This window comes from Aeromicrobium sp. A1-2 (assembly GCF_003443875.1).
Lineage (GTDB): Bacteria > Actinomycetota > Actinomycetes > Propionibacteriales > Nocardioidaceae > Aeromicrobium.
Genome location: NZ_CP027482.1, coordinates 2,121,302 through 2,145,084 on the forward strand (window position 1 = coordinate 2,121,302; position 23,783 = coordinate 2,145,084).

A 23,783-nucleotide genomic window follows, 5' to 3' on the forward strand; every position below is an offset into this window, starting at 1 on the left:
GCAAACAATTCTCTGTGGTTCAGACAACCTTGTTGCCGAGCACCGCATACGTGAAGAACATGACGCCGAGCAAGAGACCCACGTGCCCAAGGATCGACAGCGAGGGACCGCGAGCCCAGCTGTCCTCGATCGCATCTGCGGCATGACGCCCCCCACCGGGAAGCCAGCGGGCAAGGATCAGCACGCCGACCAGCACCTCGGCCCACCAGAGGACCAGCGAGGCCACGCCCAGCGCGCCGCCCGGGGAGGTCAGGTAGAAGATCCACGTCACCAGCGCCACGACTCCCAGCACGGTGTGCATGTTGAGGATCGAGGCGGGGATCTGCGCGTGGCCGGGTTGCTCGGCTGCGGTGGACAGGCGCATCCGGGTCAGGAGCACGACAACTCCGGCCAGCGCGGTCAACATCCATAACACGTTCTCGATTTCCACGCTCGCATCGTGGCACACGTCGGGACCACCCGGCACCGGACAGACCACGGCTCGGTCTCGGCCGCTGCGTGACGCGGTTCACCTCCGCTCGTTGACAGTCGCATGCGCCGCCTCTCCCGAATCCTGCTCACGACCGCCTCCGCTGCCGCCCTGGTCCTCGCGACCGCGCCAGCACACGCGGCCGGGGCGCCCCGGCCCGGCAGCCTCGCGTACGTCCTGCGTGACACCGCGAACATGCTCGACGCGTACGGCCGGACCACGGGGCAACTCGCCAACCCCGCCTACCTCCCGGCACTGGTCCAGGAGAGCAGCACGGTCAGCGCGGCGCAGCTGCTGGCTCAAGCCGCCAGCCCGCTCCGCCCGGCGATCACCGCCGCCATGATCGTGCCCGGCTGGAACGTCGGCAACCCACTGCGGGCAGGCTGGAACGGCACCCGAGGTGTCATCACCCCGGTGAGCTTTACCAACCGCCATGGCGCACTCCTGCGCGGCGACGTCTTCACGCCGAAGCCCGGGGCCATGGACCCGTACACAGGCAAGCCGCTCACCGGGCCGTTCCCCGGTGTCGTCATCACACCCGGCTCGGTCCAGGGATCCGCTCGGATGTACTGGTGGCTCGCCCAGGACCTCGCAGAGCGTGGCTACGTCGTCCTCGTCTATGACGTGCAGGGCCAGGGCACCAGTGAGACCTTCCCCCACCAGAGCGGCCAGGCGTTCCCGTTCTGCAATCCGCTGGCGCCCGCCGAGCCCGGCGAGCAGACCGGCTGCCCCGGCGTGACGTTCCAGCAACCGGCCAACTTCATCAAGGGCACCGAGGATGCGACCGACTTCTTCTTCTCGACACCCACGCAGCCCTACGGCAACCCGGGATCGACCGGCGTGCCGGTCAACGCCCACAACCCGCAGTGGGAACAGTTCGATCGAAGCGCCGACCCACGGACCGCGACCCCCGGCCGCACGAGCCGCTTCGCGATCATCGGCCACTCCCTCGGCGCGGCGGCGGTGTCCGCGGTGCAGGGCACCGACGAGCGTGTGGCTGCGGTCGTTGCTCTCGACAAGCTTCAGGCCAGTGCCGACTCGGGACCGCTCGACGTTGGCGTGACCAGGCCTGTCGTGCCTGCTCTGGGCATCCAGTCCGAGTACGGCTTCACCGTCACGCCGTCCGCGCTGTCAGCCGGCTCGTCGCTGATCCCCGCGCCCGGAGACCCTGCTCCGATGCGCGAGCGAAACACCGGATTCCAGGCATGGCGCGGCGCAGGGGTCGACACGATGGTCGTGGTCCCCCGCTCGTCGACTCACCTGGAGTACACCGACATCCCGCTGGTCCTTCCGGCCAGCAGGTACGGGCAGGACCTCGCGAGCGTCTACACGCAGCGCTGGCTCGACCGTTACCTCAAGCACGAGGGGGTGCAGGCGCAACCCACCGGGACCGACCCTCTGCTCGCGACGACGTTGCCCTATCTCGAGCCGGTCGGCAACGGTCGGTGGAAGCCCGTGACCGTGCAGCGGACCGGCGCGCTGAGCTTCTACTACTGCTCGGCCTACGCCATCACGGACCGCGACGGCACGACCCGGCGTGCCGATGGGGACGTCGGTGGGGTCGGCGGCTGCGCCGCCTAGCCTCAACCGGCTCCCTCGGTCGTCTCACCAGCCCACGCACGGGCTCTCATCGACTTCGTGGATCGCTCACAGCGTCTCCACACGCTGCCCGGCTTCAGTGGGCGATGAACCCGATCCAGGAGCCCGCATGAGTGACGACACGATGACCCCGAGTCCCATCTCCCAGTCACCGACGCACCGCCGACCCCGGCGGATCGGCCTCGCGGCGATCGCCGGCGCACTGATCCTGGGCCTTTCCACGTTGACGTACGCAGCCCAGGCGGACACGCAACAGACCACCACCGCGACGAGCCCGGTCCACACCGAGCTTCGTCAGCAGGGCTGGTCCGTGCTGCCCTCCGAATCCGCACCTCCGTCATCGGAGCCTGGCACGCCGACCTTGGCCGCAACCGATGCCACTGCCGCGCAGGAGTCCGGGTTGGTCTATATCAACACGACGCTCGACTACGGCGCCGGGAAGGCCGCCGGCACGGGCATGATCCTGACCGCGGAAGGTGAAATCCTGACCAACCATCACGTCGTCGAGGATGCCACCGAGATCTCGGTGCAGGTGGTCTCGACCGGGCGGACGTACGAGGCCGACGTCGTTGGCTTCGACGCAACGCACGATGTCGCCGTGCTTCACCTCCTCGACGCCTCCGGGTTGACGACCGTCACGACAGATTCGGCCGGCGACGTGCAGGTCGGAGACGAGGTCGTGGGCGTCGGCAACGCCAATGGGGACGGCGGTGCGGCGAGCGCAGCAGCCGGCACGGTGTCGGCGCTCGACCAGTCGATCACGGTGCAGTCGCAGTCAGGCGGGAACGCCGCACGACTCAGCGGACTGATCGAGGTGTCGGCCGAGATCATCTCGGGAGACTCCGGTGGCGCCCTGTACGACGCCGAGGGTGAGGTCATCGGGATGAACACCGCCGCATCGAGTGGCACCGTCGACGTCACGGGGTACGCCGTGCCGATTCGACAGGCACTGACGATCGCCGAGCAGATCCAGAGCGGACGGACCAGCCCCACCGTGCAGATAGGCGCGACCGGCTTCCTCGGTGTCCAGCTCGTCCCGGACTCGTCCGGTGTCTCAGGCGCGCGAGTTGCCGGCGTCATCGCGGGCACTGCGGCCGCGAGCGCGGGCATCGAGCAAGGCAGCGCCATCACCGCCGTCGACGGGACCCGAGTCGATTCGCAGGCCCAACTGTCCGCCGCGGTCTCGGCACTGCAGCCCGGCAGCAGCACGACTGTGTCGTGGACCGACGCCGACGGTGGCAGCCACTCCGCGACCGTCACCCTCACCGCCGGGCCGATCGGCTGAACCGCCACGACGTGGGGTCGGTAGCCTGAACGCGTGACCGAGACCCTTCGCGACGACGACCTCGAGCTCGAGCCGACCACGGGATCCCCCGAGCTCACGGATTTCGCGATCGTGCTCGGCGGCGATCAGGTGGGCACTGTCACCCTCCGGGGTGAGGACAGTCGCACCGCATCGATCCGGTGGGACGCCGGCGCGGACAACATTCCGATCGCGGTCAGAGCCCTGCGCCTGGCCCTCGCTCACGCCTTCGGCGAGCTCGGCATGACCCGGGTCGAGACACGGATCCCCGTCGATCGAACCGGAGATGTACGCGCTGCCTCGATCGCCGGCATGCGTCGTGAGGGAATCGTCCGCGGCGCCGGCAGCGACCCTGACCGTGCGCTGCTGGCACGCATCGTCGGCGACCCTGAGCCGTACAGCCGGGACGGATTCATCGCGATCCTCAACGCAGGGCTCCCGACCAAACGGGTCATCAGCCAGGGCCTGCTGCGCGACGAGCGCGGTCGCGTCCTGCTGTGCGAGCTGACCTACAAGAAGGAGTGGGACCTGCCGGGCGGTGTCGTCGAGGTCGGTGAGGCCCCAGCGATCGGCCTGGTCCGCGAGCTGCACGAAGAGCTCGGCGTCACGGTCGAGGTCCGTGACCTCATCACGGTCAACTGGTTGCCGGCGTGGCGGAGCTGGGACGATGCGTGCATCTTCCTGTTCGACCTCGGGGTCGTCGACAGTTCGATCACCGAGGGCATGACGCTGCAACCCAGCGAGATCAAGTCGGTTCGCTGGTGCGACCCCGAGACTGTGCGCACACACGCCGCTGCGGCAGCGATCGAGCTCCTCGAAGCGATCGACGCAGGCGCGATGCCGACCTATCGCGAAGCCCCCAAGGCTGCCGAGTAGCCTCCGCAGCACCCCGGGCATGACGAAAGCCCCGGAGCGTGCTCGGGGGCTTTCGTGACTGATCTAGATCAGAGGCTCTTGCGAGCTAGTTCGGATCAGAGGGGACGAATGTTCGTCGCCTGCAGGCCCTTCTGGCCCTGCTCGACGTCAAACTCGACCTTCTGGTTCTCATCCAGCGAGCGGTAGCCGCTGGACGCGATGGCGCTGAAGTGCGCGAAAACGTCTTCGCTGCCGTCGTCGGGGGCGATGAATCCAAAGCCCTTGTCAGCGTTGAACCACTTGACGGTTCCTGTAGCCATAATGTTTCTCCTCTTGGCGAGTTGTCACCCACGACTTTCGCGAGTGACTGTCGCGACACACATCCAACCTGCGAGAAGAACTAGCTACCTTTACGGAACACTTGATCATTCGTAGAGCCCAACGTCGTGCAACACGAACAAGCATAGCGGGTCCGGGGCCAATCTGTCCGATCACTCCGAGTCGGCGCTGACAACGCCGCCGTACTGACCCAGTGCACGGGGCTTGCCGCTGCCGCCGGGAAGGTAGAGCAGGACCTGGTGGTAGTAGCGAAGCTTGCCCGAGCTGGAGATCCCCGAGGACAAGAAGGCCTGCTGGGGAGTGCCCTCCGGCCAGCTGACCGTGAGCCCCTCCTTGACGGTGTAGGTGTCGAGTCTGAGCAGCGTGACGAAGGCCAGCGCTCCCCCGTCACTGGTCCGCAGGACGTGCTCAACGTCGTCGGCACCCCAGGACTGGGAGAACTTCACCCCCTCGAGCGTGCCGTTGGTCTCTGCCGTGGCCCGCATCTGCTTGATGAACGAGTCGTCCGCGACCTTGCCCGCATCCTTCGAGGACTCGTCGGCCAGGGACTTGGCGTAGGCCTTGGCCGCCGCCGTAGCCGACATCGACATCCCGACACCGTCACCTGCCTTGACCGTGACCGCCTGACCGCGGCGACGACGGACGTCGGGGATCGGCGTGTCCGCCAAGGTCTCCGGACTGGCCACGAGCAGCCATGGGTCGACCGCGGCCGCCCGCTCAAAAATCTGCACGCGGTTGACGCCCCGCGTGCGGTCCTTGACGACCGCGAAGAACCACAAGGGGTAGGCACCGAACCGGGGGGTGAGCACATCAGTGACCTCGACCGACCCAGTGTCCTGCTTCTGCGTCGTGGCCAACCGTTGCGACACGTCGAAGGAGCCTGAGTCGATCGCCAGCACAGGACCGGTCTCGACCGTCGACAGGGGCTTGGCATCGAGCAGCTCGATCGCGGTGTTGCGGACCTTCCGGTAGCGCTCGAACACCGCCGTGACGTCGGACTTGCGAGCGGCGGTCTTCTCGACCACCACGTCGCCACGGTCGTGCGGGACAGCACATCCCGAGAGCGCCAGGCAGCCGGCCACGACGAGCATCGCGAGCCGCCTCATGTGTCGTCCTCCTCGTCGAGGACCTCGAACTGGTCCAGCTCGTCCTCGCCGACCTCGTGCTCCACGCCGTCCTCGTCGACGAACACGTAGACCACGCGCTCGGAGGACGTGTCGTTTGGTTCCGGTTCCGGTCCTGGCTCCGGTTCTGGTCCTGGTTCCGGTTCCGGTTCTGGCTCCGGCTTTGGTTCCGGCTCCGGCTCTGGCTCTGGCTCCGGCTCCGGTTCTGGCTTTGGTTCCGGTTCCGGTTGGGCGCCGCCGGCGATCTCCGCTGCGGTCATGACTCCCGGGCTCCACAGCGAGTCCAGCGGCGGCGTGACCTCGACGACGGGCTCGGCGGATTCGTCAGTCTGGGTGGCAGTCGCATCCTCGACGATGTCATAGTCGCCGGCCTCTGCGGCCGAGATCTCGTGCTCGACACCGTCCTCGTCGACGTACACGTAGACGATCTCCTCGACCTCCTCGGTGCTCGCATCGACGATGTCATAGTCGCCGGCCTCCTCGGCCGAGATCTCGTGCTCGACACCGTCCTCGTCGACGTACACGTAGACGATCTCCTCGACCTCCTCGACCTCCAGCTCGTCCGGTCCGAGCTCATCGTTCTCCAGCCACAGTCCGTCGCCCCGCTTCAGCAGTCGGGCCAGCCACACCACGCCGAGACCGAGCAGCAACAGCCCGATGCCCTTGTAGAAGCCGCCGCGGATGCCATAGGCGAATGTCACCTGCACGCCCGAGAGGTTCGAGGAGCCGACCGACAGGATCGCCGCGGAGACGGTCTCGTCCGACAGCTGCGTGCTGATGCTGGCGCCGCCGAGCCCGGCCGACTGGGCGATCCACCAGTCGATCGCGGTCGGCGCGCCCGGGAGGTTGGGCTTGCCCTCGATCTCACGGGTCTTGAGCTGCCACGGGGTGTGGAACTCTGTGACCTCGACCCGTTGCGTCTTGCCGACGTAGTTCTGGACGTCGACGGCGTTGCCGATGCCGACGAAGACAGGCTTGCGGACCGGCACCTCAGCCAGGATGTCGACCTGCAGATCGGCCCACGTGATGATTTTGGGTGCCGTCACGATCGCGATGCTGTCCGTCTCGATCGCATGAGGCCCGGTCGAGAAGCGGCTGTCCGGTCCCAGGATGATCATGACGGTCAGTCCGAGAAGCGCAACGAGAGCGCCGAGCACGCCAAGCACCCACCCGAGCCTCGTCCGCATGTCCACACTCCCTTGGGCACGTCGCCGTCCGACGCCGCCGTGAGCCTACCGGGGATGTGCGCCCCGCTCAGGCAGGTTGGGCAGGTTCCTGCCACCGATCGAGCGTGAGTCTATGGATCAGAACAGTGCAGAGGCCAGTGCGCGGCGCGCAGCCGCGACCCGGGGGTCGCCAGTGCCCACGACCGTGAAGAGCTCGATGAGCCGCTCGCGCACACCCTCGCGCTCGTCTCCGGCGGTGCGTCTCACCAGCCCGATCAGTCGGTCGAAGGCGTCATCCACATGTCCACCACTCACATCGAGATCGGCGACCAGCATCTGCGCCTCGAGGTCGTCCGGGGCGTCCGCCGCGGCCTTGCGTGCCGCCTGGAGGTCAGCACCCTGCGTCCGCGCCAGCAGCTTGACTCCCGCCAGCCGCTCGCCGACCTCGGAATCGGCGGGGTACTGCGCGAGGATCTTCTCGTACTCCGCCACGGCGGCGTCGAAGTCGCTCCGGGCGAAGGCATCGTCGGCCGCCGCGAACCGCGGGTCGTCGACCTCCTCGGGCTCGTCGACCTGGGCTGCGCCGCCGACCGGCTGCGCCCGACCTGTCAGGCCGTTCTGGGCCGCGACATTGACCAGCTCGTCGAAGTATCGGCGCACCTCGACCTCGTCGATCGTGCCCTGGAACAGGGGAACCGGCTGACCCTTGACCAGCCCGACCGTCAACGGCACGGCCTGGGCCTGCAGCGCCTGGCCGATCGCCGGATTGGCGTCGACGTCGACCTGGGCCAGGACGATCAGCCCGTCGTACCCGGCAACGATCGAGCCGAGCAGCGCATTGAAGGTCTGGCTCTCCGCCGAGCGGGGTGACCACAGGTTGAGCACGATGACGTACTGCATCGACGCCTCGAGCGCATCTGTCTGGAAGTTCTGCTCGGTGATGTCGACGACGTACGACCCCGCCGCGCTGCTCGGCTGGGCCGGGCGGGCCGGCGGCTGCTTGAGTGCAGACAGGTCGATGGCACCGGGGCGGGAGAAGTTCATGACCTCATTGTAGGAAGGGACCGGTGAGCTGCCCACCGGTGCCCGTCACTGGCCGTCGAGGAACTGCTGCTGCGTGACCGGATCGTTGGTGCTCGATCCGTCCCTGGCCGGGCGCCGACCGCGCAGACCCGCCTCCTGCACAACCTTCTGGATCGCGTGATCGATCTTGTCGACCTGGCCGATGTAGCGGATGTTGCGAACGCCCTGCTCCTGCGCCGCGGACTCGAACGTCATGTGTCCGTACCTGAGCCACCGGCCGAGGAGCGGCCGCTCGACCGTGACGTCGAGGATGCGATTGATCGGCACGGTCGCCCGTCGGGTCGAGAAGATGCCGGACACGCGGAACACCCGCATGTCGGTCAGGACGAAGATGTCCCGCTGGTCGCGGAGCGCCAGGAAGCCGGCGTGGCCGAGCAGCCCGAAGACCACGAGCATCGGCAGCCAACCGACCTCGATCGGCGCGATCACCGCCAGCACGAAGACCGCCGCTGCGCCGAGGACCTCCGCGGCGGGGCGCACGTAGACGATCGGGTGGTGGGGATACTCCCCCTTGAGATGCTCCTTGGGGTGCTTCAGCAGGTGGCTCTCGATGTCATGATCTGGAAGCAGGTCCAAGATCAGGTCGAGCAGCGCCCGGAACACCGGAGACCTACGCGACGAGCTCGTTGACGAAGACGCCGACCTGCTGGAAGCCGTCCATGACAGCGCCGAAAGCATTGCTCACGGCATCGGCGGCGCCAGCAGGCGCCGTCAGCAGATAGTAAATGGCAAAGCCGACGACGAGCAGCGTGATGATCTTCTTCAGCACGAATCCATTGTGACCAATTGGAGCAGGCATGCGCTGCAGGCGCGCCGAAGGATCGACCTGACGTCAGACCTGCTCGACCAGGGTGTCTGCGGCCACGAACGGATCGATCTCTCCGGCCAGGACCTGCCCGGCGAGGGTGTCGAGTCGCGCGTCCCCGGACAGGTGGGCGAACCGGGACTGGACCTCGGTCAACGCCAGGGCCTCGATCTCTCGCCGTAGTCGCGCCAGCCGGCGGCTCTGCAGCTCACCGGACCCGCGCAGGTGGGACAGGTGAGCCGCAATCTCGTCAGCCACCTCGACCACACCCTCGCCGCGAGTCGCGACGGTCAGCAGGATCGGCGGGTTCCAGGCACCGTCGGGTCGATTGTTCATCGAGACGACGGATCGCAGTTCCCGGCGGGTCGACGCCGCACCCTCGCGGTCTGCCTTGTTGACGACGAAGATGTCCCCGATCTCGAGGATCCCGGCCTTGGCCGCCTGGATGCCGTCCCCCATGCCCGGCGCCAGCAGCACCAGTGTCGTGTCAGCGAGGCCGGCGATCTCGACCTCGGACTGCCCCACGCCGACGGTCTCGACCAGCACGACGTCGCAGCCGGCCGCGTCGAGCACCCGCAAGGCCTGCGGCGCGGAGGCGGAGAGCCCGCCCAGATGACCACGGCTGGCCATCGAGCGGATGTAGACACCCTCGTCCGTGGCGTGATCCTGCATCCGTACGCGGTCGCCGAGCAGTGCACCACCGGAGAACGGGGACGTCGGATCGACCGCGAGCACCCCGACCCGCCTGCCCTGGGCTCGCAAAGCCGACACCAGCGCCGAGGTCGAGGTCGACTTGCCGACCCCGGGTGAGCCGGTCAGACCGACGATGTGCGCCGAGCCGGCGTACGGGATCAGCGCGGCACTGACCTCCCGGGCCTGTGGGGAACGGTCCTCGACCAACGAGATCAGCCGCGCCACGGCCCGGGCCTCGCCGGCTCGTGCACGTTGCACGAGCTCGGCGACCGGGATGGCGCGGCTGCCTCGGGTCACCGTGTGGTGACTACTTCTGGGGGACTCGGATGATCAGGGCGTCGCCCTGACCGCCGCCGCCGCACAGTGCGGCCGCACCGATGCCGCCACCGCGACGCCCCAGTTCGAGCGCGAGGTGCAGGACCAAGCGTGCGCCGCTGGCACCGATCGGGTGTCCGATCGCGATGGCTCCACCATTGACGTTGACCTTGTCCTCGGAGACGCCGAGGGCGCGTGCGCTCTCGATGCCGACCGCGGCAAATGCCTCGTTGAGCTCGAACAGGTCGATGTCGCTGACCGCGATGCCTTCCTTGGCGGCCGCGCTGGCGATCGCGTTGGCGGGCTGGAGCTGCAGGCTGGAGTCGGGTCCGGCCACGACGCCGGCCGCACCGATCTCGGCGATCCAGGACAGTCCGAGCTCTTCGGCCTTGGCCTTGCTCATGACGACGACTGCCGCGGCGCCGTCGGAGATCTGGCTGGCTGAACCGGCCGTGATCGTGCCCGACTTGTCGAAGGCAGGACGCAGCTTGCCAAGCGACTCAGCGGTCGTCTCGCCGCGGACTCCCTCGTCGGCGGAGACGACGATCGGGTCGCCCTTACGCTGCGGGATCTCGACCGGAACGATCTCGTCGTCGAAGACGCCGTTCTTCTGCGCAGTGGCGGCGAGCTGGTGCGAACGAGCGCTGAACGCGTCCTGCTCATCGCGGGTCAGCTTGGTGCCGTCGTTGTTGATCTGCTCGGTGAGCCCGCCCATCGCTTGGTCGGTCTGCGCGTCCCACAGGCCGTCCGCGGCCATGTGGTCGACGAGCTTGGTGTCACCGAACTTGGTGCCCTCCCGCGATCCGAGCAGCATGTGCGGGGCCTGGGTCATCGACTCCTGGCCGCCGGCAACGATGATCTCGTGCTCGCCGGCGCGGATCAGCTGGTCGGCCAGGGCGATCGCGTTGAGGCCCGACAGGCACACCTTGTTGATCGTGATGGACGGCGTCGACAGCGGGATGCCGCCCTTGAATGCAGCTTGACGGGCAGGCACCTGGCCGGCTCCGGCGCCGAGCACCTGACCCATGATCACGTAGTCGACCTGCTCGCCGGTGACACCGGCCTTCTCGAGCGCTCCCTTGATGGCCAGACCACCAAGGTCCGAACCGGAGAGGGACTTGAGGCCGCCGAGGAGGCGACCGATCGGGGTGCGCGCACCGGCGACGATCACGGACTGGGTCATGGAGTTGCTCCTTCGCAAGACATTTCCTTCACTTTACTCAGAGGTAACGTTGATAGACGTCCCGTGTGCCATGGATCACGCCATGGGACCTGCCACGGTGCCATACCCTCGTCAGCATGCCTGAGAGCCCACTCGTCCCCCATCACCTCCTCCTCGCGATCGATCACGTCGGGATCGCGGTGCCCGACCTCGACGACGCCTTGGAGTTCTACGCCTCGACATTCGGACTGCACGCGGTGCACGAGGAGATCAACGAGGAGCAGGGCGTGCGCGAAGCAATGCTTGCGGTCGGTGACTCCGACCAGCGCATCCAGCTGCTCGCGCCGCTCAGTGAGGAGTCGACGATCGCCAAGTTCATTGCCCGGAACGGGCAGGGGATCCAGCAGCTGGCGTACCGCGTCGCCGACATCGAAGCGGTGTCCGCGATCCTGCGTGAACGCGGCGTACGGCTGCTCTACGACGCGCCCAAGCGCGGCACCTCCGACTCACGGGTCAACTTCGTCCACCCGAAGGACGCCGGCGGCGTCCTGGTCGAACTCGTGGAGCCGGCCGCAACCCACTGAGGGGCGGATCACACTCCGTCGGCGTAGCCGGAGAAGTTAACGATTAGTAACATTCCCGGAACACCTACTGGAGGACCTACGTGCAGCAGATCCTGGATGCCATCCTTGCCGGCGACACCGCCCCCGAGGACTTCGGAACCATTGCCCTTCCCGACTCCTACAAGGGAATCACCGTCCACAAGGACGAGGTGGACATGTTCGAAGGCATGTCCAGCCGCGACAAGGACCCCCGCAAGAGTCTTCACCTCGACGACGTCCCGATCCCCGAGCTCGCGCCCGGCGAGGCTCTGGTCGCCGTCATGGCCAGCGCGATCAACTACAACACCGTGTGGACCTCGATCTTCGAGCCCGTCTCCACGTTCAGCTTCCTTGAGCGCTACGGCCGGCTGAGCGAGTACACCAAGCGCCACGACCTGCCCTATCACGTGGTCGGCTCCGACCTCGCCGGCGTCGTGCTGCGCGTCGGCCCGGGCGTCAACAAGTGGAAGCCCGGCCGCGAGGTCGTCGCCCACTGCCTGTCGGTCGAGCTCGAGGCGCCCGACGGACACAACGACACGATGATGGACCCCGAGCAGCGGATCTGGGGCTTCGAGACCAACTTCGGCGGCCTGGCCCAGTTGGCGATCGTCAAGGCCAACCAGCTCATGCCCAAGCCGGACCACCTGACGTGGGAAGAGGCCGCGAGCCCCGGCCTGGTCAACTCCACGGCATACCGCCAGCTGGTCTCGACCAATGGCGCCAACATGAAGCAGGGCGACACCGTTCTGATCTGGGGCGCCTCGGGTGGCCTCGGTTCGTACGCCACGCAGTTCGCGCTCAACGGCGGAGCGACCCCGGTGTGTGTCGTCTCGTCGCCGGAGAAGGCTGCGATCGTGCGGAAGATGGGGGCCGAACACGTCATCGACCGGTCCGCCGAGGGCTACAAGTTCTGGAAGGACGAGCACACCCAGGACCCCAAGGAGTGGCAGCGGTTCGGCAAGAAGATCCGCGAGCTCACTGGCGGCGACGATCCTGACATCGTGTTCGAGCACCCGGGCCGCGAGACGTTCGGCGCGAGTGTCTACGTGGCGCGCAAGGGCGGCACGATCGTGACCTGCGCCTCCACGTCGGGCTACATGCACCAGTACGACAACCGCTACCTGTGGATGAACCTCAAGCGGATCGTCAGCTCGCACTTCGCGAACTACCGCGAGTCCTGGGAGGCCAACAAGCTCATCGACAAGGGCCTGATCCACCCGACCCTGTCGCGGGTCTACTCGCTGGAGGACACCGGCCAGGCAGCGCTTGACGTGCACCACAACCTGCACCAGGGCAAGGTCGGCGTCTTGTGCCTCGCCCCCGAGGAGGGACTCGGCGTTCGCAACGCGGAGAAGCGCGCCCTGCACCTCGACAAGATCAACCGGTTCCGCGGGGTCTGATCGCCCGTAGGACACTCCGAGGAGGGACACGTGCCGGGGCTTGGACAGCTCGTTCGCGTGTCCCTTTTCGCCGGGTATGGTGGAGCCACACCCAACCACCCCCCTCTCTTCACGAATGGGATCAGCATGTCCGACCAGTCCGGATTGTCCATTTTCAGCGCCGCCGAGAAGTCCGGTGACGCGACCTTTCCGCTCGCCCGCCGCGGCGGATACGACAGCGATGCCGTCGACGCCTGGGTGCGCACACAGTCCGCGGAGTTCCAGCGCGCGGCCGAGAGCCTGAAGACGGCCCAGGCCGAGAACGACAATCTCCGCGACCTGATCGAGAAGCTCAAGGACCGCGACGAGGCCGTCGAGAAGCCGACCTACACGGGGCTGGGCAACCACGCCGCACAGCTACTCGGTCTGGCCGAGCAGGAAGCCGACGATGTCCGCAATCGCGCCGCCCGCGAGGCCGCCGAAGTGGTCAAGAAGGCCGAGGAGGAGTCGGCGATCGTCCGCGCCACCGCGGCCCACGAGGCCGAGGAGATGCGCGGCCGCGCGGTCACCGAGATCGAGGAGAAGCGCAAGCAGCTCCTCGAGGACGCCGAGGCGATGCACGCCGATGCCTTGGCGCACACCGAGGACCTGCGCGCGCACGCCGAACGTGAAGCCGCCCAGCTCAAGCTCGCGGCCGAGCAGGACTCTCAGAACATGCGCCTCGGCGCCACCCGTGAGGTCGAGCAGGCCCGCGCGGCTGCCGACCGTGAGGTCACCGAGGCGCGCCGCGTCCTGGCCGTCGAGAAGGAGCGGCTGGCCCGCGAGGCGTCCGAGAACCACGCCTCGGCGACCGAGCAGACCGGCAAGATGGTCAAGGATTCGGAAGCCCGCGCCAAGTCCGCCGACGACCGGGCCCGCGACATCATGGCGCAGGCCGCCAAGGCCCGCGATGCCGCGAGCGCCGAGGCCGCGCGACTGCTCGACAATGCCAAGGGAGAGGCCAGCCAGCTCGTCACGAGCGCCCAGGCCCAGGCCCAGCACATCCACGTGACCGCGACGACCGATGCCGAGCGCCAGACGCGCGTCCTGCGCGCCGAGGTCGACGACCTCCAGCGCAAGCGCGAAGGCATCATGGCCCAGATGGGACAGCTGCGGGACATCGTCTCGACGTTCGCGCCCACGACCGAGGACCTTCCGGCCAAGGACACGGACAAGGCCGAGTCGGCCAAGCCCGAGCCCGAGGTCGTGAAGGCTGGCCAGGACGCCGAAACCACGAAGACCGGTGCCGAGTCAGACGAGTCCGACCAGGCGGACGAGACCAAGAGCAACTAGCGGGGCTGGTCCCGGAAGACTGCGGTCGTCCGGTCGCGGTACGCCGAGGTGTCTGCGCGCTGCATGGGTCCGTCCCACGTGTCCGGCAGCGGCAGCGCCACGGACGGCGCGAGCTTGCGGGTGATCTCGTCGAGCGCCCGCTCCGAGTCGCCGACCCACAGATGCTTGGCGCCGTCGATCCCGATGACCTCGGCCTGCGGGACTACCGCGAACCGTTCCCTCGCCTCGGCCGGCTGCAGGTAGTCGTCGTGCTCGGGCACCAGGGCTGTGATCGACTTGTCCGACGCGGCCCAGTCCACGAGGTGCTCCACTGCGGAGTAGCGCAGCGGCGGGGACAGCAGCACGACACCCTCGACGGCCGGCTCGAGGCCGTACATCAATGCCAGGTCGGTGCCGAAGGACCACCCGACGAGCCAGATGTGCGGCAGCTCGGCAAACTCGGCGTACTCGACCGCGGCCGCCACGTCGAAGCGCTCCCCCACGGCGTTGTCGAATGCACCACCGCTCGTGCCCTGCACGCTCGACGTGCCGCGGGTGTTGAACCGCAGCACGGCGATCCCGGCAAGCGCCGGTAGCCGGTATGCCGCCTTGCGGAACAGATGGCTGTCCATCATCCCGCCGTGCGTCGGCAACGGGTGCAGACAGATCATGGTGGCCACCGGGTCACCGTCGGGTGGCAGCGCCAGCTCGCCGACCAGCGTCAGGCCGTCGGCCGTCTCCAGGGTGATCAGCTCGCGACGAGCAGGCAGGACGGAGCTGCCGCGGATCTTCTCGGTCATCGGATTGCGCCCTTCAGTGCTTCCGGGTCCAGCACGCGGTGTGCCAGTGCCGGCGTTCATCGATCGCCGCGGCGCTCAGCAGGGCCTTCTCGACCGGCCAGGCGAGGACGTGGGCCGTGCCCGGGCGGATCAGCTGCGCACAGCCTGGGCAGCGATACTCCTTGGCCGAGCCTGATCCACGGATCGGCCGGAGGTACCACGACCCGTCGGCCTTGCTGACGACCTGCTCGGTGGCTGCCCGCACCTGCACGGCGCGCTGGGCGACACGACGACGGGACATGCCCCCAGTCTACGGACGGGTTCTGCGCAGGACCGGTCAGATGCAGTAGCGGCGGATCCATCCTTCGCTCGCCGAGGAGGCCTTGATGGCCTGGTCGAACGTCAGGACCGTCACCGCAGCCGCGCCGTCCCGCTGGAAGAGCACGACATCGGTCAGCGTGGGCTTCTCACTGCAGTGCAGACCCGATCGCTGCTGGTGCAGGACCGCTGCGGCCAGCGCCGTGTCGCTGCTCGTGGCATCGAGCACCACGGTCGCCCGGCTGCCGTACTGGCTCGAGAAGGTGGAGACGGCGATGAAGCCGACGATCGTCGAGACCGCGAACGCCGTGGTGGACAGACGAACCACTCGGGCGCCTGCGACGACGTGCGACCTGCTGATCATCACCACTCCTGTCCGCGACATCTCTCGGACAGTGCAACGATGTGGACAACGCGGGGTTACCGACGTGGCAGGAAAAAGAACTCACGCCCAAATGGCGTAACTTTTAGCCTCTCAATACGTGTGGAAACCCGCGCCGGTCTTGCGCCCGAGCTTGCCCTCGGCCACGACCCGCTCCAGCATCGGTGCCGGGATCCAGCCCGCGTGACCGAAGGTGCTGACCAGGGTCTGCTCGATCGCCAGCGAGACGTCGTTGCCCACCACGTCGAGCAGCTCGAACGGACCCATGGGGAGCTTGGTGCCCTTGAGGGCGTCGTCAATGTCGACGAGCGTCCCGCCATCGGCCTCGTGAAGCTTGACCGCGTCGTTGAGGTACGGGAACAGCAGGGCGTTGACGATGAAGCCAGCCCGGTCGCCGCACGACACTGGGTGCTTGCCGGTCGACAGGCACAACGCGCGGACGGTCTCGGCAACCTCCGGCGAGGTCGCGTCGGCCGACACGACCTCGACGAGCTTCATGACCGGCGCCGGGTTGAAGAAGTGCATGCCGATGACGTCCTGCGGGCGGGACGTCGCCGCGGCGCACGTCGTGATCGACAGGGAGGACGTTGTGGTGGCCAGGATCGCGCCGGGCTTGGCGATGCGATCCAGATCCGCGAACAGCGCGAGCTTGACGTCGAGGTCCTCGGCGATCGCCTCGACGATGATGTCCGCACCCGCGAGGGCCTCGCGCTCGGTCGAGCTGCTGAGCCGGGCCAGCACGTTGGACTTGCCGTCCTCGTCGAGCTTGCCGCGGGACACGGCCTTGTCCAGGCTCTTGGTGATGCGCGCGACGACACCCTGCAGCTTGTCCTCGCTGCGACCGACGTAGACGACGTCGTAGCCCGCCTTGGCGAACACCTCGACGATGCCCGACGCCATCGTGCCGGTCCCCACGACACCCACGGTCTGGATCTCGTGGCGCAGCTCCGGCGCGCCCGCCTCATCGGCGCCGACGGCCTCGGCGAACGTTGTGCTGTCGGCGGCCATGACACTCAGGATGCTGACCGGCTGGTGCAGTTCGTCACCCGTCTCGGCGTACAGCTTCTCGAGGCCGGTCGCGACGACCTGCGCCCCGAGGGCGTCGATCAGGGCCAGCGGGCCGATCGGGTAGCCGCAACCAAACCGCATCGACGCGTCGATGTCGTCCCGCGTGGCGTAGCCGCTCTCGTACATCGTGGCTGCGTGGTTGAGGTATGGCAGCAACAAGGTGCGGGCGATGTCGGCTGCTCGGTCGTTGGCGGCCAGTCTGTCGACGATTTCCTGCATGGCTACTCCTGAGTAATAAGCGGGTCGTGTCAGACTAACGTGACAGTGCCGCCTGCTCTACGGGGAGAACCATGAATCGACGTATGACGATGGTTACAGCCATCATCGGGTTCACTCTGCTAGGGGCCAGCGCCTGTGGCACGAGCGAAGCCCCCGAGCTTGACTCGCCCGGCAGCTCGAGCACCTCGGCGCCGACCAGCACCCCGACGGTCTCGGTCGACCCGTCCACCGACGCGGCGATCAACCTGCGCGGCGACTGGGAGGACACCAAGGCTGAGTGGGTCGTGCACTTCCACGAGGACGGCACGTACGTCGAGGACTACCAGGGCCTCGAGGACTTCCGCGTCGGCAAGTACTCCGTCGAGGGGTCCACCGTGTCCCTGATCGGCGACGACGGCAACACAGACAAGGGCACGATCAAGGGCGACACGCTTGTGTTCAAGCTCGGCACGCTGACGAGGCTGTAGCCGTTGCGTCTCGTCATCGCGCGCTGCCAGGTCGACTACGCCGGCCGGCTCGCCGCCCACCTTCCTCTGGCCACCCGTCTCATCATGGTCAAGAACGACGGCTCGGTGCTGATCCACTCCGATGGCGGATCGTACAAGCCACTCAACTGGATGAGCCCACCCTGCACCTTGCGTGAGGGGGCCGCGGACGACGGCGTCACGGAATGGACCGTGACGGCGGGAAAGACCGACGACACCCTGCGCATCCGAATCGAAGAAGTGCTGCACGACTCCGCGCACGAGCTCGGGGTCGACCCCGGCCTGCAGAAGGACGGCGTGGAGAAGCACCTGCAGGAACTGCTGGCCGAGCACACCGCCGCGCTCGGCGACGGCATGAGCCTCGTGCGTCGCGAGTTCATGACGGCGATCGGTCCGGTCGACCTGCTCTGCAAGGACGCCGCCAATGCCTCGGTCGCGGTCGAGATCAAGCGCCGCGGCGACATCGACGGCGTAGAGCAGCTGACCCGCTACCTCGAGCTCATGAATCGCGATCCCGCGCTGCGGCCGGTCCGCGGCATCTTCGCGGCCCAGGAGATCAAGCCGCAGGCAAGAGTCCTGGCGGCCGATCGCGGTATCGAGTGTGTCGTCGTGAACTATGACGAGCTGCGCGGCATCGACGACCCGAGCCTGCGCCTGTTCTGACTCACCCGGAGCGCAAAGTGTGCGAGTCCGCACCGTCTGCATCGCGCATCCGGGGCGGACTCGCACACTTTGCGGGCCGAGCGAGCACTAGAGCATCGGGACGTCGAAGAACGTCGTGCCGAGCTGCTCCCAACGGTCGATCTCGCAGCCATTGGTTCGGTTGAACGTCGCGTCGATCGGGACGCCGTCGTACGTGCCTCTGACCGTCGCGACCTGCGGCCCGCCGTAGACCTCGGTGCACGTCTGATCGGCCGGGACGGGGCTCAGGACCTCGACTCCGGCCGCGTCGAGGGCGGCGCAGGCCTGCTCAGCCTGGGGATGGTCTCCCCCGTCCGGATCGCAGGTCAGCGTGTAGGCCTTGGGCGTGACCCCCTCGTCGGGCGTCACGACGATCGCCAGCGACGTCGTCGCGTCCGTCCCGGCGTCACCGGCGCCGGCGGGCTCACTGCCAGCTGAGTCGTTCGAGGAGCCCGCGCCACAGGCCGACAGCAGGCCTGCGGCAACCAGAGTCACCAGAAGGCTACGCACCGGCGATGGGTGGTGCCGTCGGATCGCCGGCGGCGCCCTTGTCCTCGCGGGCGATCCAGTCCTCAATGCGCTCGTAGTCGTCCTTCGAGCGGGTCACGACGGCGAGCAGGTCGCTCATCTTGGACAGCTCCTCGACCTGCTCCTTGATGAACCACTGCATGAACTGGTCCGAGGCGAAGTCGTTGTTGTCGCGCGCGATGCGGGTCAGCTCGTTGATCTGCGCCGTGACTCGCTTCTCCTGGGCCAACGCGGCAGCAACCGGCTCGATGACGTCGGCGAATCCCACGCGTGGCGCATCCAGGGCCGGGATGACCGGGACCTCGTCGGCGTCGAGGAGGTACTGCACCATCATCATCGCGTGATCGCGCTCCTCGAGCGCCTGCTGGTAGAACAACCCGGCCATCTGCGGCATCGTCAGGGCGTCGTAGTGGGTCGCGATCGCGATGTACTGCTGGTGCGCGTTGAACTCGTGTCCGAGCTGCTCGTTGAGCTTCGCGACGAATGCTGGTGCTGCCATGTGTCCTCTGCTCCAATTCTGTCGTCTTAGGCGAGGCTCACCTCACACTGATATCGTAGCGTCGTGCCCCCGAAGCCGAAGAAGAAGTGCTGCAGCAGCAAGCCTGCCTGCAAGCGCTGCCCACTTCGGATGATGAAGAAGGGGACGCTCCCCGCGGGGTACACCGTGAAGAAGCGCAAGCTGGTCAAGGTCAAGAAGAAAAAGAAGCAGCAAAAGTCCCGCGTCGCCGTGGCCGCCTGAGCGGATCGCCCGAGCCTAGGGCACTGTGCACTGTGCGCGCCACGAAGGACTGGCTAGCCTGACAGCATGACCGAACTCGCCGCACAGGCCCAGACCCTCCTCGCCCTGCACACCGATCCCGCACTGCTCAAGGTTGTCAACGTGTGGGACGCCATCAGCGCGCGCGTCGTCTCCGAGGTGGAAGGCGTCCACGCGCTCGCGACCGCGAGCCACTCGATTGCCGCCGCCTACGGCTACGCCGACGGCGAGAACATCCCGGTCGAGCTCATGATCGAGGCGGTCGGCGGCATCGTCGCGGCGACCGACCTGCCGGTCACCGCAGATCTCGAGGCGGGCTACGGCAATCCGCGCGAGACGACCCTCCGCGCGATCGGGGTCGGCGTCGTCGGCGCCAACCTCGAGGACCAGATGAAGCCGCTCAACGAGGCCGTCGCCGCCGTGGAAGCCGTACTGGACGCGGCCCAGCAGGAAGGTATCGAGTTCGTGCTCAACGCGCGCACCGATGCCTTCGTCAAGGCCGGCGACCGACCGCACGCCGATGTCCTCGCCGATGCGATCGAGCGCGGCAAGGCCTACCTGGCGACCGGCGCCCCGGTCGTGTTCGTGCCCGGCAAGGTGTCGGAGGACGACATCAAGGCCTTCGTGGACGCCTGGGGACCGCAGAAGCTGACCCTGATCGGCGCACCCGGATCAGTGCCGTTGGACCGTATGCAGGAGCTCGGTGTGGCCCGCGTGTCGTACGGGCCGTTCGCCCAGTCCGTCGCGCTCATGGCCCTGCAGGACCTGACCGCCGACATCATCAACGGAGGCGGCCTCCCGGCAGACTTCCGCGTGCTCAACTGATCGCCGGTCGAGCCTGTCGAAATCTCATTCTTTCGGCAGGCTCGGGAGCGGTCCCCTTCGGCAACTAATCGAGGTTGTTGGCCTTGCGGATCTCGTCGACGATGCGGTCCATGATCGCGGTCATGCCGAAGTCCTTCGGCGTGAAGACCGCGGCCACACCGGCAGCCTCCATCTTGCGGGCGTCGGACTCGGGGATGATGCCACCGACGATCAACGGCACCTCCCCTATATCGGCCTCGGCCATCGCGCGCTGGACGTCCGGGACGAGCTCCATGTGAGACCCCGACAGGATCGACAGACCCACACAGTGCACGTCCTCGGCGACCGCCGCGGCGACGATCTGCGCAGGGGTGAGCCGGATGCCCTGGTAGACGACCTCGAACCCGGCGTCGCGGGCCCGTACGGCGATCTGCTCGGCCCCGTTGGAGTGTCCGTCCAGCCCGGGCTTGCCGACCAGGAAGCGAAGGCGTGTGCCGAGCTCCTCGCCGGTCTCACGTACCCGATCACGTACGGCCGTCAGCTCAGCGCCCGCATCGGCCACGCTGGCGACTCCACTGACGCCGGTGGGCGCGCGGTACTCGCCGAACACCTCACGCAGTGCGCCGGACCACTCGCCGACCGTCGCACCGGCGCGTACGGCCGAGAGGGTCGCCTGCATCAGGTTGGTGTCGGACTTGGCCTCACGCTGCAGCCTCTGCAGCGCCTCGTCGACGGCGCCCTGGTCGCGCTGCTCACGCCACGCCCGGACGTCGGCGATCGCATTGGCCTCAGCCTCGGGATCGGCGGTCATGATCGCGGTGTCGAGATCGGCGGTCAGAGGTGACGGCTCGGTCGAGGTGTAGGAGTTGACGCCGACGACCTTCATCTCGCCGGTCTCAATGCGGGCGCGGCGCTCGGAGTGCGAGCCGACGAGAGCCTGCTTCATGTATCCGGACTCGACCGCCGCGACGGCACCGCCCATGGCTTGGACCCGGTCGATCTCGGCGCGGGCACCGTCCATGAGCTCGTTGACCTTGGCCTCGATCACGACCGAGCCCTCGAAGATGTCTTCGTACTCCAGCAGGTCGGACTCAAAGGCCAGCACCTGCTGCAGCCGCAGCGACCACTGCTGGTCCCACGGGCGAGGCAGGCCGAGCGCCTCGTTCCACGCCGGCAGCTGCACGGCACGCGCACGGGCATCCTTGCTGAGCGTGACGCCGAGCATCTCCAGGACGATGCGCTGCACGTTGTTCTCGGGCTGCGCTTCGGTCAGACCCAACGAGTTGACCTGCACGCCGTAGCGCAGGCGTCTCATCTTGGGATCCTGTACGCCGTAGCGCTCCCTGGTGATCTCGTCCCACAGTCGCCCGAAGGCGCGCATCTTGCACATCTCCTCGATGAACCGAACGCCCGCGTTGACGAAGAAGGAGATCCGACCGACGACCTTCTCGAACTCCTCCGGCGGAACCTGGCCCGAGTCACGGACCGAGTCCAGGACCGCGATCGCGGTGGTGAGCGCGTAGGCGAGCTCCTGCGTCGGCGTCGCCCCGGCCTCCTGCAGGTGATAGCTGCAGATGTTGAGCGGGTTCCACTTCGGGATCGTCGTGACGGTGTACGCGATCATGTCGGTCGTCAGGCGTAGCGAGGGCGCGGGACCGAAGACGTATGTCCCGCGGGACAAGTACTCCTTGATGATGTCGTTCTGAGTCGTCCCGGACAGCAGTGCCGCATCGACGCCCTGCTCCTCGGCCGCGACCTGATACATCGCGAGCAGCCACATCGCGGTCGCGTTGATCGTCATTGAGGTGTTCATGGTCTCGAGCGGGATGTCCTGGAACAGCCGGCGCATCGCGCCGAGGTGCGGGATCGGGACCCCGACCTTGCCGACCTCTCCCCTGCTGAGCTCGTGATCCGGGTCGTATCCGGTCTGCGTCGGCAGGTCGAACGCAACCGAGAGTCCGGTCTGGCCCTTCGCGAGGTTCCCGCGGTAGAGCTTGTTCGACTCCGCCGCCGAGCTGTGTCCGGCATACGTACGCATTACCCACGGCTTGTCTGGCATGAGGCTCAGGCTACCTTCCCGTATCCTCGCCGGTCACGACTCGGTCAGGGCGTTCCTGCTCACACTCGTAGACTGCGCACATGGTCAATCTGACGCGCATCTACACCCGCACCGGCGACGACGGCACCACCAACCTCGGTGACATGAGCAAGACGAGCAAGCTCGACCTGCGGCTCGCGGCCTACGCCGACGTTGACGAGGCCAACAGCCACCTCGGCTTCGCGATCTCCTTGGGCGGTCTCGACGACGACGTCACGGCAGTTCTGACGCACGTCCAGAACGACTTGTTCGACGTCGGCGCCGATCTGTCGTGCCCGGTCGTGGACAACCCCGAATACCCGCCGCTGCGGGTTGAGCCGGCCTACATCGACCGGCTTGAGGCGTGGTGCGACCACTACAACGAGCAGGTGCCCAAGCTCCGGTCCTTCATCCTTCGCGGCGGTACGCCGAGCGCTGCTGCCGTGCACGTCGCGTGCACCGTCACGAGGCGCGCCGAACGCGCGGCCTGGGCTGCGATCGCCGAGCACGGCGACAGCATGAACGTCCTGACCGCGAAGTACCTCAACCGGCTCAGCGATCTGCTGTTCATCCTGGGGCGCTACGCCAACCGGGCTGACGGCGACGTCCTGTGGGTGCCCGGCGGCGAGCGCTGAGCCCTAGCGGCCTGGAACGAGACAACCCGCACGATCTCGGTTGGACGAGATGGTGCGGGCGGGCCCTGCGGCAGGAATCGGTGAGGTCAGTCCCAGTCGATCGCGCGCTGGGATGAGTTGCCTCCGCCGTCGGCGGTGGGGGCGTCCCAGTCGATCGCCTTGACGATCTTGGAGTGCCGGTACTCAGCAGGCGACATGGCGGAGGCGGATGGCGCCAGTCCCACGATGGCGAGCACTGACACGGACGCTGCTGCTGCGAGACGCTTCAACACGATGCACCTTCTTGTTCGTGGGGGGCACGGACCCATCGCCGGGCCGTATCTCAGATTCTCCCCCGCATCACGAGGGTCGTCAACTGATGCGCCGAACCTGTACGCATGCCTCACAGCACGTTGTTGACCCGCTGACCGGGGGGCGAGGACTCGAGCCACGACAGCAGCCCGGTCAGGGCATTGGCGCTCATGGCGAACTGGCGTACACCCGATGCGTTGTCGGTGCCGACAATCATGTGTCCTGGGTGGATCGCGTGCACCTCGCGTCCCACGGGCTCGCGCCTCCCGTCGACACGAACGTCTCCGCGGGTGAACCGGTAGGTCGGGCGTGGCGACAAAGAGAAGGTGCGAAACCACTCGAGCTCAGTCTCGCGGTAGACCGCCAGCCCGAGCATCCAGCCCTTGGCCTGCGCCTCGGTCTGACGGTTGACGCTCATCTCGAACGTGCCGCCGGATCGCGCGAGGAATCGGCGCCGGACCAGGAGGCCGACCAGGAGCAGCACCAGGCCGATGGCGCCGATCGCGAGGAGGTCGACCAGCCACACCCACACCGGCATCGCGACCTCCCCGTCA

Annotated in this window: 29 protein-coding genes; 11 read left to right on the forward strand and 18 right to left on the reverse strand. The window is 67.5% G+C overall.

Annotated elements, in window-relative coordinates; all coding sequences use genetic code 11:
• Positions 1-19 precede the first annotated feature (19 nt).
• Entirely contained in the window at positions 20-430 is a 411-nt protein-coding gene (locus C6I20_RS10290; RefSeq protein WP_162891255.1) for a hypothetical protein, read from the reverse strand.
• A gap of 102 nt (positions 431-532) precedes the next feature.
• Between C6I20_RS10290 and C6I20_RS10295 the strand changes: the two genes are divergently transcribed.
• The 3 genes from C6I20_RS10295 to C6I20_RS10305 all read left to right on the forward strand — a co-directional run bounded on the left by C6I20_RS10295 (position 533) and on the right by C6I20_RS10305 (position 4,247).
• Positions 533-2,050 carry an alpha/beta hydrolase gene (locus C6I20_RS10295; protein WP_216822853.1) on the forward strand — a complete coding sequence of 506 codons (1,518 nt, stop codon included), beginning with the start codon at positions 533-535 and terminating at the stop codon, positions 2,048-2,050.
• Between the two features lie 127 nt (positions 2,051-2,177).
• Entirely contained in the window at positions 2,178-3,353 is a 1,176-nt protein-coding gene (locus C6I20_RS10300) for a S1C family serine protease (protein WP_162891256.1), read from the forward strand.
• 33 nt (positions 3,354-3,386) lie between these two features.
• Complete coding sequence (locus C6I20_RS10305) at positions 3,387-4,247, forward strand: NUDIX hydrolase (protein WP_216822854.1); 861 nt, start codon at positions 3,387-3,389, stop codon at positions 4,245-4,247.
• A gap of 95 nt (positions 4,248-4,342) precedes the next feature.
• Here the strand turns inward: C6I20_RS10305 and C6I20_RS10310 are convergent, their stop codons facing one another.
• The 8 genes from C6I20_RS10310 to C6I20_RS10345 all read right to left on the reverse strand — a co-directional run bounded on the left by C6I20_RS10310 (position 4,343) and on the right by C6I20_RS10345 (position 10,934).
• Positions 4,343-4,546, reverse strand: a complete 204-nt coding sequence (locus C6I20_RS10310) for a cold-shock protein (RefSeq protein ID WP_056605450.1) — start codon at positions 4,544-4,546, stop codon at positions 4,343-4,345.
• A gap of 171 nt (positions 4,547-4,717) precedes the next feature.
• The gene (locus tag C6I20_RS10315; RefSeq protein WP_118395887.1) at positions 4,718-5,671 is read right to left on the reverse strand and encodes a hypothetical protein; all 954 of its coding nucleotides are present in this window, start codon (positions 5,669-5,671) and stop codon (positions 4,718-4,720) included.
• Positions 5,668-6,876 (reverse strand): hypothetical protein, encoded by a 1,209-nt coding sequence (locus C6I20_RS10320; protein WP_118395888.1) that lies wholly within the window; start codon positions 6,874-6,876, stop codon positions 5,668-5,670. Before C6I20_RS10320 ends, C6I20_RS10315 begins: the two co-directional genes overlap by 4 nt.
• Before the next feature lie 117 nt (positions 6,877-6,993).
• Positions 6,994-7,899 carry a tetratricopeptide repeat protein gene (locus C6I20_RS10325; protein WP_118395889.1) on the reverse strand — a complete coding sequence of 302 codons (906 nt, stop codon included), beginning with the start codon at positions 7,897-7,899 and terminating at the stop codon, positions 6,994-6,996.
• Positions 7,900-7,944: 45 nt separating this feature from the next.
• Positions 7,945-8,541, reverse strand: coding sequence for a PH domain-containing protein (locus tag C6I20_RS10330; protein WP_254052106.1), 597 nt, complete (start codon positions 8,539-8,541; stop codon positions 7,945-7,947).
• Positions 8,542-8,548: 7 nt separating this feature from the next.
• Positions 8,549-8,707: a hypothetical protein gene (locus tag C6I20_RS10335; RefSeq protein ID WP_162891257.1), complete on the reverse strand. Its 159-nt coding sequence runs from the start codon at positions 8,705-8,707 to the stop codon at positions 8,549-8,551.
• Between the two features lie 63 nt (positions 8,708-8,770).
• The gene (gene meaB, locus C6I20_RS10340; RefSeq protein WP_216822855.1) at positions 8,771-9,733 is read right to left on the reverse strand and encodes a methylmalonyl Co-A mutase-associated GTPase MeaB; all 963 of its coding nucleotides are present in this window, start codon (positions 9,731-9,733) and stop codon (positions 8,771-8,773) included.
• Positions 9,734-9,743: 10 nt separating this feature from the next.
• Complete coding sequence (locus C6I20_RS10345; RefSeq protein ID WP_118395892.1) at positions 9,744-10,934, reverse strand: acetyl-CoA C-acetyltransferase; 1,191 nt, start codon at positions 10,932-10,934, stop codon at positions 9,744-9,746.
• Positions 10,935-11,050: 116 nt separating this feature from the next.
• Between C6I20_RS10345 and mce the strand changes: the two genes are divergently transcribed.
• The 3 genes from mce (at position 11,051) to C6I20_RS10360 (ending at position 14,226) form a co-directional block, all read left to right on the forward strand.
• Entirely contained in the window at positions 11,051-11,497 is a 447-nt protein-coding gene (gene mce, locus C6I20_RS10350; RefSeq protein ID WP_118395893.1) for a methylmalonyl-CoA epimerase, read from the forward strand.
• A gap of 80 nt (positions 11,498-11,577) precedes the next feature.
• Complete coding sequence (gene ccrA, locus C6I20_RS10355; protein ID WP_118395894.1) at positions 11,578-12,915, forward strand: crotonyl-CoA carboxylase/reductase; 1,338 nt, start codon at positions 11,578-11,580, stop codon at positions 12,913-12,915.
• Between the two features lie 126 nt (positions 12,916-13,041).
• Positions 13,042-14,226, forward strand: a complete 1,185-nt coding sequence (locus C6I20_RS10360) for a hypothetical protein (RefSeq protein WP_118395895.1) — start codon at positions 13,042-13,044, stop codon at positions 14,224-14,226.
• Here the strand turns inward: C6I20_RS10360 and C6I20_RS10365 are convergent.
• The 4 genes from C6I20_RS10365 to C6I20_RS10380 all read right to left on the reverse strand — a co-directional run bounded on the left by C6I20_RS10365 (position 14,223) and on the right by C6I20_RS10380 (position 16,971).
• Positions 14,223-15,005 carry an alpha/beta hydrolase gene (locus C6I20_RS10365; protein WP_118395896.1) on the reverse strand — a complete coding sequence of 261 codons (783 nt, stop codon included), beginning with the start codon at positions 15,003-15,005 and terminating at the stop codon, positions 14,223-14,225. The genes C6I20_RS10360 and C6I20_RS10365 overlap by 4 nt on opposite strands.
• A gap of 13 nt (positions 15,006-15,018) precedes the next feature.
• The gene (locus C6I20_RS10370; protein WP_216823124.1) at positions 15,019-15,285 is read right to left on the reverse strand and encodes a hypothetical protein; all 267 of its coding nucleotides are present in this window, start codon (positions 15,283-15,285) and stop codon (positions 15,019-15,021) included.
• A 36-nt stretch (positions 15,286-15,321) separates the two neighbouring features.
• Positions 15,322-15,666 carry a hypothetical protein gene (locus C6I20_RS10375; RefSeq protein WP_118395897.1) on the reverse strand — a complete coding sequence of 115 codons (345 nt, stop codon included), beginning with the start codon at positions 15,664-15,666 and terminating at the stop codon, positions 15,322-15,324.
• A gap of 111 nt (positions 15,667-15,777) precedes the next feature.
• On the reverse strand, positions 15,778-16,971 hold the full coding sequence (locus C6I20_RS10380; protein WP_118395898.1) for a 3-hydroxyacyl-CoA dehydrogenase family protein: 1,194 nt from the start codon (positions 16,969-16,971) through the stop codon (positions 15,778-15,780).
• An 83-nt stretch (positions 16,972-17,054) separates the two neighbouring features.
• Between C6I20_RS10380 and C6I20_RS10385 the strand changes: the two genes are divergently transcribed.
• Positions 17,055-17,438 (forward strand): hypothetical protein, encoded by a 384-nt coding sequence (locus C6I20_RS10385; protein ID WP_118395899.1) that lies wholly within the window; start codon positions 17,055-17,057, stop codon positions 17,436-17,438.
• Between the two features lie 3 nt (positions 17,439-17,441).
• Entirely contained in the window at positions 17,442-18,119 is a 678-nt protein-coding gene (nucS, locus tag C6I20_RS10390) for an endonuclease NucS (RefSeq protein WP_118395900.1), read from the forward strand.
• An 87-nt stretch (positions 18,120-18,206) separates the two neighbouring features.
• Here nucS and C6I20_RS10395 read toward each other — a convergent pair whose 3' ends face one another.
• Together C6I20_RS10395 and C6I20_RS10400 are read right to left on the reverse strand one after the other, a co-directional pair.
• Positions 18,207-18,647: an SSI family serine proteinase inhibitor gene (locus C6I20_RS10395; RefSeq protein WP_216822856.1), complete on the reverse strand. Its 441-nt coding sequence runs from the start codon at positions 18,645-18,647 to the stop codon at positions 18,207-18,209.
• On the reverse strand, positions 18,640-19,164 hold the full coding sequence (locus tag C6I20_RS10400) for a ferritin (protein ID WP_118395901.1): 525 nt from the start codon (positions 19,162-19,164) through the stop codon (positions 18,640-18,642). The genes C6I20_RS10395 and C6I20_RS10400 overlap by 8 nt, the downstream gene beginning before the upstream one ends.
• A 63-nt stretch (positions 19,165-19,227) precedes the next feature.
• Between C6I20_RS10400 and C6I20_RS17115 the strand changes: the two genes are divergently transcribed.
• Together C6I20_RS17115 and C6I20_RS10405 are read left to right on the forward strand one after the other, a co-directional pair.
• Positions 19,228-19,404: a hypothetical protein gene (locus C6I20_RS17115; protein WP_162891258.1), complete on the forward strand. Its 177-nt coding sequence runs from the start codon at positions 19,228-19,230 to the stop codon at positions 19,402-19,404.
• A 66-nt stretch (positions 19,405-19,470) separates the two neighbouring features.
• Positions 19,471-20,247: an isocitrate lyase/phosphoenolpyruvate mutase family protein gene (locus C6I20_RS10405; protein ID WP_118395902.1), complete on the forward strand. Its 777-nt coding sequence runs from the start codon at positions 19,471-19,473 to the stop codon at positions 20,245-20,247.
• A gap of 64 nt (positions 20,248-20,311) precedes the next feature.
• On the opposite strand, the gene C6I20_RS10410 is transcribed toward C6I20_RS10405, so the two are convergent.
• Positions 20,312-22,285, reverse strand: a complete 1,974-nt coding sequence (locus tag C6I20_RS10410) for a protein meaA (RefSeq protein ID WP_118395903.1) — start codon at positions 22,283-22,285, stop codon at positions 20,312-20,314.
• An 80-nt stretch (positions 22,286-22,365) separates the two neighbouring features.
• Here C6I20_RS10410 and C6I20_RS10415 point away from each other — a divergent pair, with 80 nt between their 5' ends.
• A complete protein-coding gene (locus C6I20_RS10415) occupies positions 22,366-22,938 on the forward strand; it encodes a cob(I)yrinic acid a,c-diamide adenosyltransferase (RefSeq protein WP_118395904.1) in 573 nt (190 codons plus the stop codon).
• A gap of 86 nt (positions 22,939-23,024) precedes the next feature.
• On the opposite strand, the gene C6I20_RS10420 is transcribed toward C6I20_RS10415, so the two are convergent.
• Positions 23,025-23,210, reverse strand: coding sequence for a hypothetical protein (locus C6I20_RS10420; RefSeq protein WP_118395905.1), 186 nt, complete (start codon positions 23,208-23,210; stop codon positions 23,025-23,027).
• A 110-nt stretch (positions 23,211-23,320) separates the two neighbouring features.
• Positions 23,321-23,767, reverse strand: coding sequence for a DUF2550 domain-containing protein (locus C6I20_RS10425; protein ID WP_118395906.1), 447 nt, complete (start codon positions 23,765-23,767; stop codon positions 23,321-23,323).
• Between the last annotated feature and the right edge of the window lie 16 nt (positions 23,768-23,783).

What these genes read in the sequence shown, in the direction of transcription:
- C6I20_RS10295 (WP_216822853.1), top strand. Translation starts at nt 533, where the DNA reads ATGCGCCGCCTCTCCCGAATCCTGCTCACGACCGCCTCCGCTGCCGCC.
- C6I20_RS10300 (WP_162891256.1), top strand. Translation starts at nt 2,178, where the DNA reads ATGAGTGACGACACGATGACCCCGAGTCCCATCTCCCAGTCACCGACG.
- C6I20_RS10310 (WP_056605450.1), bottom strand. Translation starts at nt 4,546, where the DNA reads ATGGCTACAGGAACCGTCAAGTGGTTCAACGCTGACAAGGGCTTTGGA.
- C6I20_RS10315 (WP_118395887.1), bottom strand. Translation starts at nt 5,671, where the DNA reads ATGAGGCGGCTCGCGATGCTCGTCGTGGCCGGCTGCCTGGCGCTCTCG.
- C6I20_RS10320 (WP_118395888.1), bottom strand. Translation starts at nt 6,876, where the DNA reads ATGCGGACGAGGCTCGGGTGGGTGCTTGGCGTGCTCGGCGCTCTCGTT.
- C6I20_RS10325 (WP_118395889.1), bottom strand. Translation starts at nt 7,899, where the DNA reads ATGAACTTCTCCCGCCCCGGTGCCATCGACCTGTCTGCACTCAAGCAG.
- C6I20_RS10345 (WP_118395892.1), bottom strand. Translation starts at nt 10,934, where the DNA reads ATGACCCAGTCCGTGATCGTCGCCGGTGCGCGCACCCCGATCGGTCGC.
- mce (WP_118395893.1), top strand. Translation starts at nt 11,051, where the DNA reads ATGCCTGAGAGCCCACTCGTCCCCCATCACCTCCTCCTCGCGATCGAT.
- C6I20_RS10360 (WP_118395895.1), top strand. Translation starts at nt 13,042, where the DNA reads ATGTCCGACCAGTCCGGATTGTCCATTTTCAGCGCCGCCGAGAAGTCC.
- C6I20_RS10365 (WP_118395896.1), bottom strand. Translation starts at nt 15,005, where the DNA reads ATGACCGAGAAGATCCGCGGCAGCTCCGTCCTGCCTGCTCGTCGCGAG.
- C6I20_RS10370 (WP_216823124.1), bottom strand. Translation starts at nt 15,285, where the DNA reads ATGTCCCGTCGTCGTGTCGCCCAGCGCGCCGTGCAGGTGCGGGCAGCC.
- C6I20_RS10375 (WP_118395897.1), bottom strand. Translation starts at nt 15,666, where the DNA reads ATGATCAGCAGGTCGCACGTCGTCGCAGGCGCCCGAGTGGTTCGTCTG.
- C6I20_RS10380 (WP_118395898.1), bottom strand. Translation starts at nt 16,971, where the DNA reads ATGCAGGAAATCGTCGACAGACTGGCCGCCAACGACCGAGCAGCCGAC.
- C6I20_RS10385 (WP_118395899.1), top strand. Translation starts at nt 17,055, where the DNA reads ATGACGATGGTTACAGCCATCATCGGGTTCACTCTGCTAGGGGCCAGC.
- C6I20_RS10400 (WP_118395901.1), bottom strand. Translation starts at nt 19,164, where the DNA reads ATGGCAGCACCAGCATTCGTCGCGAAGCTCAACGAGCAGCTCGGACAC.
- C6I20_RS10405 (WP_118395902.1), top strand. Translation starts at nt 19,471, where the DNA reads ATGACCGAACTCGCCGCACAGGCCCAGACCCTCCTCGCCCTGCACACC.
- C6I20_RS10410 (WP_118395903.1), bottom strand. Translation starts at nt 22,285, where the DNA reads ATGCCAGACAAGCCGTGGGTAATGCGTACGTATGCCGGACACAGCTCG.
- C6I20_RS10415 (WP_118395904.1), top strand. Translation starts at nt 22,366, where the DNA reads ATGGTCAATCTGACGCGCATCTACACCCGCACCGGCGACGACGGCACC.
- C6I20_RS10425 (WP_118395906.1), bottom strand. Translation starts at nt 23,767, where the DNA reads ATGCCGGTGTGGGTGTGGCTGGTCGACCTCCTCGCGATCGGCGCCATC.